This is a genomic window from Desulfobacula sp., assembly GCF_021107415.1.
Genome location: NZ_JAIOSW010000066.1, coordinates 1 through 13,807 on the forward strand (window position 1 = coordinate 1; position 13,807 = coordinate 13,807).

General features: G+C 38.5%; 16 protein-coding genes. 7 read left to right on the forward strand and 9 right to left on the reverse strand.

Annotation, left to right across the window (positions count from 1 at the left end; translation table 11 throughout):
* Positions 1 to 3 precede the first annotated feature (3 nt).
* On the forward strand, positions 4 to 207 hold the full coding sequence (locus K8S13_RS03505) for a DUF3820 family protein (protein ID WP_291460506.1): 204 nt from the start codon (positions 4 to 6) through the stop codon (positions 205 to 207).
* Positions 208 to 231: 24 nt separating this feature from the next.
* Here the strand turns inward: K8S13_RS03505 and K8S13_RS03510 are convergent, their stop codons facing one another.
* A complete protein-coding gene (locus K8S13_RS03510; RefSeq protein ID WP_291460484.1) occupies positions 232 to 498 on the reverse strand; it encodes a YchJ family metal-binding protein in 267 nt (88 codons plus the stop codon).
* Between the two features lie 31 nt (positions 499 to 529).
* Here K8S13_RS03510 and K8S13_RS03515 point away from each other — a divergent pair, with 31 nt between their 5' ends.
* A complete protein-coding gene (locus tag K8S13_RS03515; RefSeq protein WP_291460486.1) occupies positions 530 to 682 on the forward strand; it encodes a hypothetical protein in 153 nt (50 codons plus the stop codon).
* Between the two features lie 7 nt (positions 683 to 689).
* Here the strand turns inward: K8S13_RS03515 and K8S13_RS25560 are convergent, their stop codons facing one another.
* The 6 genes from K8S13_RS25560 to K8S13_RS03540 form a co-directional block, all read right to left on the reverse strand.
* Positions 690 to 836: an alpha/beta fold hydrolase gene (locus tag K8S13_RS25560; RefSeq protein ID WP_367172519.1), complete on the reverse strand. Its 147-nt coding sequence runs from the start codon at positions 834 to 836 to the stop codon at positions 690 to 692.
* A gap of 68 nt (positions 837 to 904) precedes the next feature.
* Positions 905 to 1,618, reverse strand: coding sequence for a PEP-CTERM sorting domain-containing protein (locus tag K8S13_RS03520; protein WP_291460488.1), 714 nt, complete (start codon positions 1,616 to 1,618; stop codon positions 905 to 907).
* Between the two features lie 21 nt (positions 1,619 to 1,639).
* The gene (locus K8S13_RS03525; protein WP_291460489.1) at positions 1,640 to 3,526 is read right to left on the reverse strand and encodes a DNRLRE domain-containing protein; all 1,887 of its coding nucleotides are present in this window, start codon (positions 3,524 to 3,526) and stop codon (positions 1,640 to 1,642) included.
* Positions 3,523 to 4,038 carry a hypothetical protein gene (locus K8S13_RS03530; protein WP_291460491.1) on the reverse strand — a complete coding sequence of 172 codons (516 nt, stop codon included), beginning with the start codon at positions 4,036 to 4,038 and terminating at the stop codon, positions 3,523 to 3,525. The genes K8S13_RS03525 and K8S13_RS03530 overlap by 4 nt, the downstream gene beginning before the upstream one ends.
* Positions 4,039 to 4,058: 20 nt before the next feature.
* Positions 4,059 to 4,811 (reverse strand): hypothetical protein, encoded by a 753-nt coding sequence (locus K8S13_RS03535; protein WP_291460492.1) that lies wholly within the window; start codon positions 4,809 to 4,811, stop codon positions 4,059 to 4,061.
* A gap of 67 nt (positions 4,812 to 4,878) precedes the next feature.
* Entirely contained in the window at positions 4,879 to 6,105 is a 1,227-nt protein-coding gene (locus tag K8S13_RS03540; RefSeq protein WP_291460494.1) for an REJ domain-containing protein, read from the reverse strand.
* A gap of 664 nt (positions 6,106 to 6,769) precedes the next feature.
* Between K8S13_RS03540 and K8S13_RS03545 the strand changes: the two genes are divergently transcribed.
* A complete protein-coding gene (locus K8S13_RS03545; RefSeq protein WP_291460496.1) occupies positions 6,770 to 7,852 on the forward strand; it encodes a GGDEF domain-containing protein in 1,083 nt (360 codons plus the stop codon).
* Between the two features lie 5 nt (positions 7,853 to 7,857).
* Here the strand turns inward: K8S13_RS03545 and K8S13_RS03550 are convergent, their stop codons facing one another.
* Entirely contained in the window at positions 7,858 to 9,216 is a 1,359-nt protein-coding gene (locus K8S13_RS03550; RefSeq protein ID WP_291460498.1) for a sigma-54 dependent transcriptional regulator, read from the reverse strand.
* 34 nt (positions 9,217 to 9,250) lie between these two features.
* Positions 9,251 to 10,708, reverse strand: a complete 1,458-nt coding sequence (locus K8S13_RS03555) for a HAMP domain-containing sensor histidine kinase (protein WP_291460500.1) — start codon at positions 10,706 to 10,708, stop codon at positions 9,251 to 9,253.
* A 184-nt stretch (positions 10,709 to 10,892) separates the two neighbouring features.
* On the opposite strand from K8S13_RS03555, the gene K8S13_RS03560 reads away from it, so the two are divergent.
* From K8S13_RS03560 to K8S13_RS03575, 4 genes are all read left to right on the forward strand, one after another.
* Entirely contained in the window at positions 10,893 to 11,318 is a 426-nt protein-coding gene (locus tag K8S13_RS03560) for a DUF2914 domain-containing protein (RefSeq protein ID WP_291460502.1), read from the forward strand.
* A 6-nt stretch (positions 11,319 to 11,324) separates the two neighbouring features.
* Entirely contained in the window at positions 11,325 to 12,752 is a 1,428-nt protein-coding gene (locus tag K8S13_RS03565; RefSeq protein WP_291460503.1) for a diadenylate cyclase, read from the forward strand.
* A gap of 176 nt (positions 12,753 to 12,928) precedes the next feature.
* The gene (locus K8S13_RS03570; RefSeq protein WP_291460504.1) at positions 12,929 to 13,474 is read left to right on the forward strand and encodes a hypothetical protein; all 546 of its coding nucleotides are present in this window, start codon (positions 12,929 to 12,931) and stop codon (positions 13,472 to 13,474) included.
* Positions 13,467 to 13,736: a GIY-YIG nuclease family protein gene (locus K8S13_RS03575; RefSeq protein WP_291460505.1), complete on the forward strand. Its 270-nt coding sequence runs from the start codon at positions 13,467 to 13,469 to the stop codon at positions 13,734 to 13,736. The genes K8S13_RS03570 and K8S13_RS03575 overlap by 8 nt, the downstream gene beginning before the upstream one ends.
* Positions 13,737 to 13,807: the final 71 nt, after the last annotated feature.

A 13,807-nucleotide genomic window follows, 5' to 3' on the forward strand; every position in this document is an offset into this window, starting at 1 on the left:
CTTATTCAACCTGACAAAGAAGCATTCATTGCCCTTGCAACCACAAAAATGCCGTTTGGTAAATATAAGGGTTTGCGTTTAGTTGATCTTCCGGAACGATATCTGGTATGGTTTTCACAGAAAGGGTTCCCTGAAGGTAAGCTTGGAGAGATGTTACAGGCTGTTTATGAAATAAAACTTAATGGTCTTGAATATCTTTTCAAATAATTTTTAATTAGAGCTTGCCAAATATCATTTACCATGACATTTTTTAAATTTCTTCATGCTCCCACACCAGCATTTCTCATTACGACCAAATTTCAAAGGGTCAAGGGTCACACCATCAAGATAATACCATTGCCCATTTTCATAGATGAATTTTAAACTTTCATGCAACTGACCTTCCTTAATACTTTTATAAAAAGCAGCAAATTCCACATATCCAATCCCTTGGTTGATTTGACTTTTATCTGTTCCACCTCGAACGGTTTTAATGAAACGGGATTCTAAAGAATTCACCTTGGTCATTAATAGAAAAAGCAGAATTATAATGAAGGATGCTCTTACAATCTTAAAAAAAGATAAAAAGATAAAAGAAAAAGCTCAAGGCGCTTCGGTGATTTTAAAAACAAGTGCCCCTGTTTGCAGTAAATCAAAAAAATTTTTGAAAAAGAATAGCGTAAATGTTTTAAAAAGTATTTAAAAACAACTTAAAATGATTTAATGCCAATTTTATTTAAAAATTGTTTTAAAAATACCGCTTGGTCCTTGATGGTATATTTTTCCCCAGGATCTTTGTCGCTCTCACCAAATCCAGGTAAATCCGGGGCTATTACATTAAAATGAGGTGTGAGAATTTGTTACAGGGAATGCCGGTTTTTCCACTTCCCGAACGATATTGCTCAGGAAGCGGATTTAGAGTTTGTTAATTATTTTTATGTCTTTTAAAGCCTATCAATCCTAAAAGACCTGATCCCAAAAGCCATATTGCAGCCGGAACAGGAACAGAATCAACAGGATCAGCCTGAAGATTAACTATTCCTGAAAATGTCATGGGTATGGTAAAAGGGACTGTCAAGGCTATCGGGTTCTGGTCTGACTGATTCAGCTCGAGAATTATACCTGACAGCAGCTCACTGATATTCCCACCGTAAAGAGACAGCATATCAATACTTATTGCATACCTGTTAAATTCTTCCTGGCTTGGGGTAAATGTGACATCATACTCCAGGGTGGCGCCTGTCAGATCATATTGGCCGAACTGCGCATTGATTACACTGGTTCCTGCATAATTCATGGCTGTTATTCCATCACCCAAAAAGTCTGAAGGATTGAAACCTTGAAAAGTACCAAGGGCCAGATTGCTCAGTTCCAGTTCATAGTTGAACATCCCGAAAAGCCCCAATGTCATATCAACAGAAACACTATATTCCATTAATAACCCTTCCGGTGAAGGCTCAAAATCAATATCCACAATAAGATCATTTGTTGTAACAACCGATAAAAGACTGCAATTTTCAGCCACATGCAGGCTTATTCCACCACTTTGAAAATCAAATGAAGAGGAAGAAGCATGTGCCATTGATGAAAATCCCAGAATCATAAAAAATGCCAAAGTACTTACTATTATTTTTTTCATTTCCGCTCCTTAAATTTTTTCTTATTCATTCCCGAATTCCCCTGCAAACAGTGCAAGACAATTGGGGTTGTAGTCGGTAACAAACAAAGCCATGTCAAGACCATCCACATCTGCATCACCGTCTTTATCAGATATGCAAACAGAATTTGCAGAATAGACTATTTCCAGACTAGGTCTTCCATACTCACTATATTCACTTGCTTTTATTCCTGTTCTTATTGCCGAGTCATTTATTAGAATCAGGCCATAGTTGACCAAAGACTGGTCAGACCATTGCTGAACTATTCCGGTTACATCAAATTCAGGATAAAACCCCTGACTCTCAATTAGAACCGTGCTGACAGGCAGGGTAGAATACGCTCCTCCCGGTACGGACCAGTCTATGTTGGATTCTCTTAAATACCAGGTAGCAGAATCCTCATCCCATGGCTCGATAAGTTCATACAGTTCAAAATAGTTTCCTTCCGCATAATTGGAAACAGACCAGCAAAAAAACGTGAGTTTCGCTTCATGAATTACTTTATTTACAAGATCTTCCGGCAGATCAAATCTTATTGTCATGCTGACTTGAGGATCACCGCCTATTGTTTTATATAAAGTGTTCCCAAAGTTGGTTTGCGCATTGCCGGCATCAAGATAGGTATCTGTACACCCCTGATATCCATCAACATTTTGCTTTAATATAATTGACAATGTCTGTTCGGAAACAGATACAGTATTTGATGCCCCTGAATAACACGGATCTCCACCGGGATCACCGCTGAAATAGGCAAGCACCCGGTATGAGTAGTTACCTTGTTGAACATTGGTATCTATATACTGGGTAATATCCGCCCCAACCCTGGCATAATCATTATTCCATGCATCATTGTTTTCCCGCCGCTGGATCACAAACTCTGTTTCATTTACAGCTTGGGAATTATCCGACCATACAAGAAGGATCTGAGTTTGCTGCTGGTTTAGGACTGCACTTAATTCGGAAGGAGCAGGACCGCACGGATCTATATTCCAGCCGGCAAGAGTCGCCCATAACCACCATGCAGCATACCCTTTTAAATTACCATTCAGATGCTGACTGTGAGCAGCTCCGGAAGCCCACCAGTCAACGTCTTGAACATGCGAATCCTGCCAGTCCAATGCCCAGTTGCTCTCCCTTGAGCCATTCGTGTCACTGTCATAATAACACCCGTCATTGGCAGCCAGTTCCATATAGTTGACAAGCCCGTCAGGATCAAAGCTTTCAATGTCGGCAAAATCATAAAGTATCCGGTTGTTGGTCATGCAATGATTCCTGATATGCTGGTTGGCTAAATGCAATTGACCATCAGGCCCGGTTCCATTCAAATGGCCGGTCATAAAAACAAAATGTACATTTGGATAATCATTGATAAGTCCTTCCATGAGGTTCAGATAAATATCAATGTTTGCTGTTGATGTGTCAGCCTGACCGCACCAGGACCATATCACCACATTAACATCTGAATTTATTGGATTGTCCAGATAATCCCTTGTTCTTTGTGCCCAGGTATATCTGTCTGGATTTCCAAGGTCACCTGATGCAAAATAATTATGAAAATCAAGAGCATCCCCTATACCCCCGTTATTCCAAAGGTAAAGACCGGGTGTTGCTCCGTTGGCTGTCATGAACAGGTCAAAGGATACACCGTTATCGGAACCCATCCCTGAAGTCAACTGACTGCCATGGGATGTATGACCATATGCAATATGCAGATCCGATTTAGCCTGGTCAATTGCAGCCTCGGGAATCTGCCCGATATCTATGCAATTATGATCTATAATTATGGGGTCTGCTGCATAAACAGCAAAAAAAGAAAATAAAGAGAAAACCATTATGCCGGCAATAATTGTTACTGCTTTTTTTGCATATAACATGGTTTTTCCCATCATTTTCTCCTTGTTACACTTAAAAATCCTAAAAGTCCGCTTCCAAGAAGAATAATACTTCCAGGTATAGGTATAGCGCTTTGGGTAAAACCATTACTTGAAAAATATTCGGTGTTTACGCTTTGGCCCCTGAAATCATAAAACCCCATATCTGTAAACATGAGTTCCACACCGGATGTTATGGTCAGAACATTGCCGCTGATCATGGGAGCATAATCAGGATCGGACCAGTTGTAGTTATCATATAGTGCATTCCAGGTTCCAAAATTTTCAAAAATCCAAACGCCTTGATCTACAGGAACCGCATTGCCGAGACTGATAGTCCAATCGTCTCCATAGACTCCGCCCGACACCTTGAATTCAACCCCGCCGATCATTGATTCAACTTCTATAATCATTCCGGGATCAGGGATATCAATATCAAGCAAATATGTATAACTGCTTACAGCCGCGGTCGCATTACCCGTTAAACACAGGGTGAAAATTAAAAAAAATACCGATAAAATTCGTTTCATAATAATTGGGTCCTTTATATTTAAATTTTTGATTTGATACAATTGATGTCACTGGGTGTAATACTGCCGTTTTTGTCACAATCCATGTAACAGGGGGCATCTGCATTACCCATGTTAAACTTGACTGCATTGACATCTTTCGGTGAAATTGCACCATTCCCATCTGCATCGCCCAGTTGGAAAACCTCAACAGATCCAAAATAGACATTTTCACCATCAAGGACTTCGGGAGTATTATTATTCAAGCGTACAAAATTCTTATAAGATGATGTACCGTCTCCTCTTGCATATGAAAGAAAAAGTGTGGGATTTGCAGGGATTTGGACATCCTCAGGTTCAAATACTACCATGGCCAGCAAAACCCGTGTTCCCTGTTCAACTCCCTGTGCAGGATCTGCAGGATCAAGCTTGCCCCCAATGATAATAATTTCATCTGGAACAGAATAATCCGGGTCTGGATTATTTTTGTATGACGCCCAGGTTTCTCCAAGATACCATTTTGTTTCATTGCTTGTGTAGGGGATGGGATCAGGGTCTTTTTGCACTTGAACCACTGATAATTCAGATGAATCATAATTCAGGCTGACACCATAGCTTAAAAGGTTATCCACATTTACATCCGCATACACATAAACAATCAGTTCTGTCTCATCAATCGCCCCTTCAGCATAAACATCCACATCCGCGCAAAAAGCAAACACCGGGATTGCAAGGCCTATAAGAACAGACAGGCAGCCTAGTGAGATTGATTTTTTCAATTGGGTTAAATTCAATTTCCCCTCCTTTAAATTGTTAATTGTTATTTTTATTAATAGATTTCAACATCTTTTGGTTTAAGGATCATTCAAGACATTCATTCTCAACAAAAGGGTGTGTGAGAACCGGATTTGCATTCTCATGGTTGACCGCTACTATTGTTGTTTCATAATCTGTCTGCGCACCATCACCTACAGTCAGCCTGAAAATATGGGGCCTTGCAATGCCGGCAACAAACTGGACAACCGGTTCATCAGGCAGTTCAACGCCTGAATAATTTGCAGCGAGCAACGCGAAATCTTCTCCGTCAACATCGCCGTCCGCATCAAAATTTGATTGATGGCAATTACCCTGACAATCTGCTGTACCCAGGGTGTTGGAAATGTTTTGAATATCGCTTGCGCCAAGGGGATTCTCCATGGTCCAGGTGTAGCTGGTAATCGTATCGCTGCCATGGCTTTGGCTGCCGTCCAGAGTTACCATGTGATTGACCTCAACCTGTTGGGTTCTGCCTGCATTTGCATTGAGATAGGATTGGGAACCCATATCCTGAACCGCACTTACCCGTACATAGGAAACCGGGCTTCTGTTGAATGAGGTATCATCCTTCTTATCCCTTACATTAAATCTGAAATAGTAATTTCCCGGGATGTTCGGTGTAAAGGTAATGATAGCGGCTTCGCCTTCATCACTTAAAAGAACAGACGATTCAGGCGCTGAATAACACTCCCAGCGATAGACCAGATCATCATTGTCGGGAAGGTATGGATCATAACTGAGTGACCCGTCAAGAGTAACCAGACTTCCAACATTTACAAGCTGATCTTCACCTGCAATAGAAACAGGGACAGTCTGCTCTGTACAGGTCGCAGGATCCGGATACAAGAAATACAGGGGATAAGGCAATGATAGTTCGCTCTCCATTCCGGTTACCCATGCAGAGGTAGCGTATATGGTAATCTCAGTATCATCCCTTGTATAAAAATGCCACAAGAGCCCGGCATCCGGCAGCTGATTCCCAAGCTTTCTTGCCGGAATTGTTGTCTGGTAGATTATGGGACCTCCATTTATGCGCACATAAATATTATCATGATGGATATTGCCAAGACCATGATCAGCACCAATAAGAAGTCCTCTCCATGGATATCCGGAATCCCTGGCATCTGCTTGAAATATGCTCGCGGCAATTGGCTGCTGCCCTGCCATGTAAAAATTTTTAACCTGTGTCGGTAACTTATCAGATGCATGGGCACATAAACTTAATAAAATGAAAAAAAATGTTAATAAACTGACTTGCTTTTTAAAATTCACAATTACCTCCTTGAGTTTTGTTTTAATGTTATTTAATTAATTTTCATTACATAAATAGCAACAATGGCAATAATGGTACCAAGGTTAAAAAAAAAATATAAGTATTTGAAATTATAATCAAACTCGGTTAAAAATTACAGCAGCCCTCCAGGAGGTAATCTGGATAAGAAGATCATACTCAATCAAATGCAGGATTTCGCATACACTTAAATTACTTTGACAATGAAGTTTTATCTTGTATCCACGAATAATGTCGGCGTAAAGTTACGAAGAGAAAGGATTAATGCCATATTTTACTTTTTGTGGATATCAAATGTCTGCAAAACCCTTCACAGGTTATTGAAAACACTCCTAAGTCATGTATCAATGTGTAAAATCTGACGATGGGAAGTAAAAAATATGAATGAAATTTCCTTCACTTAAAAGGTAAAATTGCGTAAATAGTCTATTTTTGACCTGTTAATGTCCATTATTTTGATAAAAATGTACTTTTTCAAGCTTTTAACTTAAATGTAAGAAAAGGCCGACCTGTTATGATCACCATTATCGCAAAGGCTAACTATTTGTAATTTTTGAATATTTTTTCATAAATTTGATTTGGTATAACTATTGCAAAATACCTTGTTAAGCCAATTGTATTTATAAAAAAAGGGGAGGAAAAATCATGACGGCAATAAATAAAATATCCAACAAAGTATCAGCCCTTTTTCGCATAATCTTAAAATTGACAAAAAAAAAGGCGGATCATAAAAAACTGGCCCGCCATATAGTTGACCTGAACCAAAAAAAATCATCCATTGAAATAATAAAACAGAGCGCTTGTTGTTTAAAAGAAATAATCAACTACCAACTTTTTGCCTTTGCAATAAAAAAGGGCAATCATGTTGACGTATGGTTTGACCCTAAAATATGTAAAAAATCACTTGAAGAAATTATCCTCAAGAACTTTAACCTGCCGGATAAAAATCACCTTAATTACCTTAATCTGACCCTGCATGAGAAAGAACAGGCAAACACCTTTAATTTAAAAGGTCTGGTCTCCTATGGGACAAGCCAGGAAAACCATTACTCAAAAATATACATACTCCCTGATAATATAATGTACACTCATCATGATGAAATAGCCAAACTTGTCCTTCAAAGCTGTTCGGTTGCACTTTTAAAGCAGATGAAAATTGAAAATCTTTCAAATGCGGCTGTCATAGACCCCCTGACAGGCTGTTATAACAGAAGGGAATTTGAAAACCAGCTTAAAAAAAATATTGCAAGGGCAATACGGCATAAAAACGATCTATCCATTTTCATGTTTGATCTTGACCATTTTAAAAAAGTAAATGATATCTTTGGCCATCTTGCCGGAGATAAAGTGTTAAGAGAAATTGCTTTAATTGTTCAGAAAAATATGAGAAAAGGGGACATTTTTGCCAGATATGGTGGGGAGGAGTTCATTGCGATCCTTCCTGAAACAGGAAAAAAGAAAGCAATGGAACTTGCCGAACGACTGAGGATAAAAGTTTCAAACAAAATGATTGAATATGATAACAATAAGATTAAAGTGACAGCCAGTTTTGGAGTTGCCCGGCTTAATCACAATTGTACTAATATGAATATACTTATAAAAAATGCTGACAGCATGTTATATAAAGCTAAAGTTAAAGGACGCAATTTGGTAATGCCCTGCCTGATGAAAATTGTACCGCCGGCAGCAGCCCTGCCTGAAGAAAAGCATGCCATGATGATAGTTTGACCCAATCAGGATCTGAATTCATTAATTTCAAGACTGTATTTTTTCATCAATTCATAAAAATCTGACCTGTATTTTCCAGCAAACTTAGATGCCTGGCTTACATTTCCTTTGGTCAGGCGAAGCAATTTTTTAATATATTCTTTTTCAAAATCCTTTTTAGCTTTTTTCAGAGGTTTTAAAACTTCATTTCTTCTGACTCCATCAGGTTTTTGTAAGATCAGGTCTTCGCTGATCACCTTGGAATCACTCATGGCAACTGCATATTCTATAACATTTTTGAGTTCTCTGACATTACCCGGCCAGGCATATTGAAAAATTTTGTTCATTCCGACATCAGATATCTTTTTTATCTCTTTTTGCATTGTCTTTGCATATTCTCTTATAAAATAATCTACAAGATGAGGAATACAGTCAAGGCGTTCCCTCAAAGGAGGAATATTTATGGGAATAACATGAATCCTGTAAAAAAGATCCTGTCTGAATTTCCCTTTTGATACTTCCAAAGCAAGGTCCTTATTGGTTGCCGCAATAATTCTTGTATCAAGTTCAATTGTTTTATTGCTTCCCAGGGGATAAAACTCGTTTTCCTGCAGGACACGCAAGAGTTTTACCTGCATGGTAAGCGGTATTTCAGAGACTTCATCAAAAAAGAAAGTCCCTTCCTGGGCCTGGGAAAGAAACCCGGCTTTTCGCTTTGCCGCACCTGTAAATGCCCCTTTTTCATAACCGAAAAGTTCACTCTCAAAAAGATTCTCAGGAAGGGCAGCACAATTAACAGCAACAAAACTATTTTTTCTTCTTGAACTTGCAAGGTGCACAGATTTGGCTACAAGCTCTTTTCCGGTTCCACTCTCCCCGGAGATCAAAACAGTGGAATCTGTTACGGCAGCCTGTTTTACAAGCTTAAGCGTGTTTATCATTGAGTCGCTTTTGCATATAATATTCTCAAAACCCAGTTGATTGGAAACCATGCTGCGTAAGTTTTCCACTTCCCTGGACAGGCTGCTTTTTTCAAGGCAATTTTTAACTTGATGCATTAGTTCGGCATCATCAAAAGGTTTTGTAAGATAGGTAAATGCGCCTTTTTTCATTGCATCAACAGCATTTCCGATGGTTCCGAATGCCGTGAGGATAATCACCTGGATTTGAGGCATAATGGCTTTAAGTTCTTCCATAAGCATAACACCGTTGCCATCTCCAAGCTTATAGTCAAGAAGGGCAAGATCAAATATTGAGTTTTTTGCGATCTGAATGGCCTCTTTCATGCTTACAGCCATGGAAACATCATAACCACCTGCTTCAAGCCTCATTTTAAGAACCTTTAAAATAGAGGCATCATCATCAACGATTAATATCTTATTCATTTAACAACTCCAAAGAATAATCTGGGGATAAAAATTAAACAACCGGCATAATAAAAAATATTTTTGTACCTTTGGATATTCCGCTTTCTGCCCATATTATTCCTTTATGTGCCTTAATTATATGTTTTGATATTGCAAGACCCAGACCAGTCCCTCTTAAAATTTCATTTCCTTTGTCAATTCGCTTGAATTTTTCAAAAATTCTTTCAAGATTCTTTTTATCAATCCCGCAACCATTATCAGATACAGACACGATTATTTTTTCAAGATTTTTATTAATCTCTGTTTTTATCAGGATATTTCCTTTTTCAGGTGTATACTTCAATGCATTGGATATCAGGTTGTTCATGACTTCTTCAATCCTCTTTCCATCAAGCCGGGTTTTAGGAATATTCTTTGCAGGTAAAAAGCTTAACTCAATTTTTTTATTCTGGGCTGCAGGAATAAATTTGACAAGCGCTTTTCGAATGATATTAACAATATCAGCTTTTGAAAACTCATACTCCATTTTAAAGACTTCCATCTTTGAAAGATCAAGAATCCTTTCTATGGATTTTATCAGCCTGTCACACTCGGTCAGAATTAATTTTGAAAGTTCTTTCTCCTTTTGGGGATCTGATTTAAAAAGCTGCATATTCAACATGCTTGATGCTTCTTTTATGGATGTGATAGGCGTACGAAGTTCATGGGAAAAATGGCTGATAAAATCTGTTTTCATGATTTCAAGTTCTTTGAGTCTGGAACACATGACATTAAAATGCAGGGTCAGGTCCTCTATCTCCTTTGGAGCTGCTGCAATAGAAGGAATATGGTTGAATTGCCCCTTGGATATTTCCCTGGTTTTTTTCTCCAGAAGAAAGATTGAACCGGTTATGGCCTTTGTATTGGTTACGGAAATCAGAATTCCCAGGGCAATTGCAATTATTGTAATAATAACGGTCAGCTTAATTGCTTTGCCTATCATCAAGTTTGAAAGCAAAAGCTTTGAAATTTTTATTTCATTTTTTACAACAATAATCTGTTTTAGCTTATCTCTTATACTTCTGGCCACACTGCTTCTTTTGGCAAGGAATATTGACGGGTCATAATCCTTTGACTGATCTTTAATCAGCTCTACCTCTTTTGCAAATAAAAACGAATAATTGAAAAATAAACTCTGAGTCTCCTGGACAAGCTTTTTAACTTCAAAAGTTTTTGCCATATCACCCAGCAGGTCTATTTCCTCTTCATATGCAGTTTTAAGCTCTTTATATTTATCATAATAATCAACATCCTCTGAGATAATATATTTCTTTTCAAACATTATCAGGGACAACAGGGAAACTGACAGGTTTTCACAAAGTTTAAGGCTTTTTGTATCTGTATCAACAATTTCCCGGGACAGTTGCTGAAGCTCATCAAGCTTAAAAACAACATAAGCTCCCAGGAAAACAACAAAACCAATCATAATCATATTTCCTATTACCAGGCGCTTGAATATGGTCGGTTTCATTTCTTTTCAACTCCCAGGACTCGATTAAAATATTTTGGGCCAATATATTCATATTTTCTTCGTCTTTCACCATTTTTTATATCACGCAATTTGCATACCATTATGAAAAAAATTTGGATAATTTATAGGGGTTCTTCATAGATTTTGTCTTGAAAAAAATGGTGTGTCAGCTATAGTGGAAGGCATGAAAATAATTTTTCCCGGTAAATCAATAAAAATACTATTTTTTCTTGCTGCCATATTGTTAATGTCTGCAACAAATGTCTGTTCCGAACAACCAAATGCTAAAATGGTGCTGGTGCAGGCTGTTATATGTGAAGCCATTGAAAATTTTCAACCAATAAATCCGGCTGTGGCCTTTTCAATATCCCAGGGGGAGGTCTTCTGTTTTTCAAATTTTGATCCTGTTTTTAAAAAAACCTATATTCTTCACAAATGGTATAAAAAGGACAAGCTGATTTTTACCATGCGACTCACCCTTTCTCCTCCTAAATGGTCCTCTTTCAGCAGGATACAGATTCGGGATGCAGATAAAGGACCCTGGCGTGTCGAAATACGAGATGCCGATGATACCCCGTTGCAAACCTTAAGATTCAGCATGGTAGACTGATTAACAATGGAGCAGCTTTTTTATTTATTCTCCGGGTTTCGCTGGCTGGATGTATTAGATATCCTGCTAAACAGCTATATTTTATTTCGGCTTTATGTGCTTTTCAGGGGAACGAATGTTATCCGAGTGCTGCTGGCCACTTGTGCTTTCTGGGCTGCCAGTCAGGCTGCAGTCCCTCTCGGCCTGATCATAACAAACTGGGCAATGCAGGGCGTTATTACCGTGGCGGCTTTAATCATTATAATTATTTTCAGAAATGAAATCTCCAGCGTTCTACAGACCAACGATCTGAAATCATTTTTGTGGGGAATACCCGGGTTTCAATTTCATACACCTTTGAATATCATTGTTGAAAGTGTCTATACGCTTGCCGAAAAAAAAATAGGGGCTTTGATAGTGCTGCCCTTAAAGCAGGGCCTTGACAGCGTTGTTCAAGGAGGGATTCCTTTAAAGGGCAAATTGTCACAGGAAATGCTTGTGAGTATTTTCTGGCCCGGCAATCCAATGCACGATGGCGCTGCTGTCATACAGGGGGATCAAATCACCAGCACCGGTGTGATACTTCCATTGTCTAAAAAAGAGAATCTGCCTTCTTTTTTCGGGACCCGTCACAGGGCAGCGGTAGGGTTAACGGAACTCACAGATGCCCTGGTTATTGTTGTTTCAGAAGAACGGGGAAAGGTGTCCTTATTTAAAGAAAATCAAACCTACAATATCCAAAATCGTTTAGCACTTGAAAAATCACTCCAAAAACATGCAGGAGATGATTCAACAAAAAAAGGATTCCGCCATCAGACAATAGAACTTATTACAGCGGCTTTGGTCAGTCTTTTCTGTGTCACAGGGATATGGCTCAGCTTTTCAAAAGGGATGGAAACCCTGGCCACATATGAGATCCCAGTGGAATTCATGAACCCGGATCAAAAAATGGAAATAATATCCTCTTCTGCTTCCAATGTTAAGCTTTTAATCAGCGGCGCAAGGCCGTTAATCAATTCTATCAAGCCTGAACAGATCAATATCAAACTTAACTTGTCCCAGTCTGTGGTCGGCATTAACAAGCTGTCCATCACCAAGGAAAACATATTGCTTCCGCCAGGAATCCGGTTAAAAAAAATTGAACCCTCGGAACTTGATATTACCTTGGATACACTGGTCGAAAAAGAACTTCCCATCCAACCGCATTGGATAGGGGAATTACCTAAAGGGCTGGTCATGAAAGAGGCAAAGGTAACACCCCAAACCATTCGGATAACCGGTGGGGGCCGGGTATTGAAAGATATTTCTACAATTTTTACAGAACCAATATCACTGGGCGAACTCACTGCATCGGGAGTTGTAACTGTTGGTCTGATTCTGAACCCGGTATCACTGAAGTTAGGAAATAATAATAAAATCCAAATTCAGTATTTTATTTCAGAAAGAGGGCTTTGATAATGGTGCATTCACAATTAGAAGATCAATATCAACAAAAAAACGGATTGAGAAAACACATTATTTGCTTTCAGGCAAAAAAACTATTGCAAAAAATTTTGAATTCGCATATTTAGTTCCGTTCGTTTCAAAAAAACTAAGATTCTAACAGACATATAAAAGGAGAAATATAAATTATGAGTAATAAAGAGTACAGCATTTACAGTGGCGGGCTTAGAGGAGCAGAAGAAACTTTTGGTGAATGTGCTGAAAAGTATGGAATTAATGAAATAAATTTCTCATTTGAAGGGCATACGTGTTCAAGAGAAAAGAACATTACCCTGCTAAGTGATGAGGAACTGAAAAAAGGTAATATCAGTATGGAGATAGTCTCTGCACGAATGGGCAGGAGATATGCACGGGTAGATAAAATCAGAAAAGTTTTTCAGGTTATTTTCCATATGATTAATAAGGGGTATCAGGTATTTGCAATCGGTTGGATTCAGTCTGATAAAACGGTCAAAGGCGGAACTGGCTGGGGTGTTGAACTTGCTAAATTTTTTAACAGGCCGGTAAGTGTTTTTGATCAAAGCGAAAATGAATGGTATACATGGAAAGAAAATGAATGGAAAAAAGATGAACCTGTAATTTCACATAAAACTTTTTGTGGAACAGGGACCAGAAACCTTTCGGATGAAGGTAAAAAAGCTATTGAAGAGCTTTTCAGCCGTTCATTTGCATAAAAATAAAGATTGGCAGGTCTACCTGTTAGAATGCGCTGATGGCTCTTTATATTGCGGTGTCACCATTAATCTTAAAAACCGTTTATTAAGACACAATGAGGGTACCGCTTCAAAATATACAAGATCCAGACTACCCGTGGAATTAGTTGCCGTTGGAAAAGGTCTTACAAAAAAAGAGGCTTTTAAACTTGAGTACCAAATCAAAAAACTTCCGGCCGGGAAAAAAATTTCAGCTTTAAAAAATGGAAATTTTAAAAAGTGATGCCTCTTTTTGCTTGTTCAAAATCACTCTACAATTTCCAGGATGACTCTTTTTTGTTCCTTTGCAGATGC

What these genes read in the sequence shown, in the direction of transcription:
- K8S13_RS03550 (WP_291460498.1), bottom strand. Translation starts at nt 9,216, where the DNA reads ATGAATAAGATATTAATCGTTGATGATGATGCCTCTATTTTAAAGGTT.
- K8S13_RS03560 (WP_291460502.1), top strand. Translation starts at nt 10,893, where the DNA reads ATGAAAATAATTTTTCCCGGTAAATCAATAAAAATACTATTTTTTCTT.
- K8S13_RS03545 (WP_291460496.1), top strand. Translation starts at nt 6,770, where the DNA reads ATGACGGCAATAAATAAAATATCCAACAAAGTATCAGCCCTTTTTCGC.
- K8S13_RS03530 (WP_291460491.1), bottom strand. Translation starts at nt 4,038, where the DNA reads ATGAAACGAATTTTATCGGTATTTTTTTTAATTTTCACCCTGTGTTTA.
- K8S13_RS03525 (WP_291460489.1), bottom strand. Translation starts at nt 3,526, where the DNA reads ATGATGGGAAAAACCATGTTATATGCAAAAAAAGCAGTAACAATTATT.
- K8S13_RS03565 (WP_291460503.1), top strand. Translation starts at nt 11,325, where the DNA reads ATGGAGCAGCTTTTTTATTTATTCTCCGGGTTTCGCTGGCTGGATGTA.
- K8S13_RS03570 (WP_291460504.1), top strand. Translation starts at nt 12,929, where the DNA reads ATGAGTAATAAAGAGTACAGCATTTACAGTGGCGGGCTTAGAGGAGCA.
- K8S13_RS03515 (WP_291460486.1), top strand. Translation starts at nt 530, where the DNA reads ATGAAGGATGCTCTTACAATCTTAAAAAAAGATAAAAAGATAAAAGAA.
- K8S13_RS03555 (WP_291460500.1), bottom strand. Translation starts at nt 10,708, where the DNA reads ATGAAACCGACCATATTCAAGCGCCTGGTAATAGGAAATATGATTATG.
- K8S13_RS03520 (WP_291460488.1), bottom strand. Translation starts at nt 1,618, where the DNA reads ATGAAAAAAATAATAGTAAGTACTTTGGCATTTTTTATGATTCTGGGA.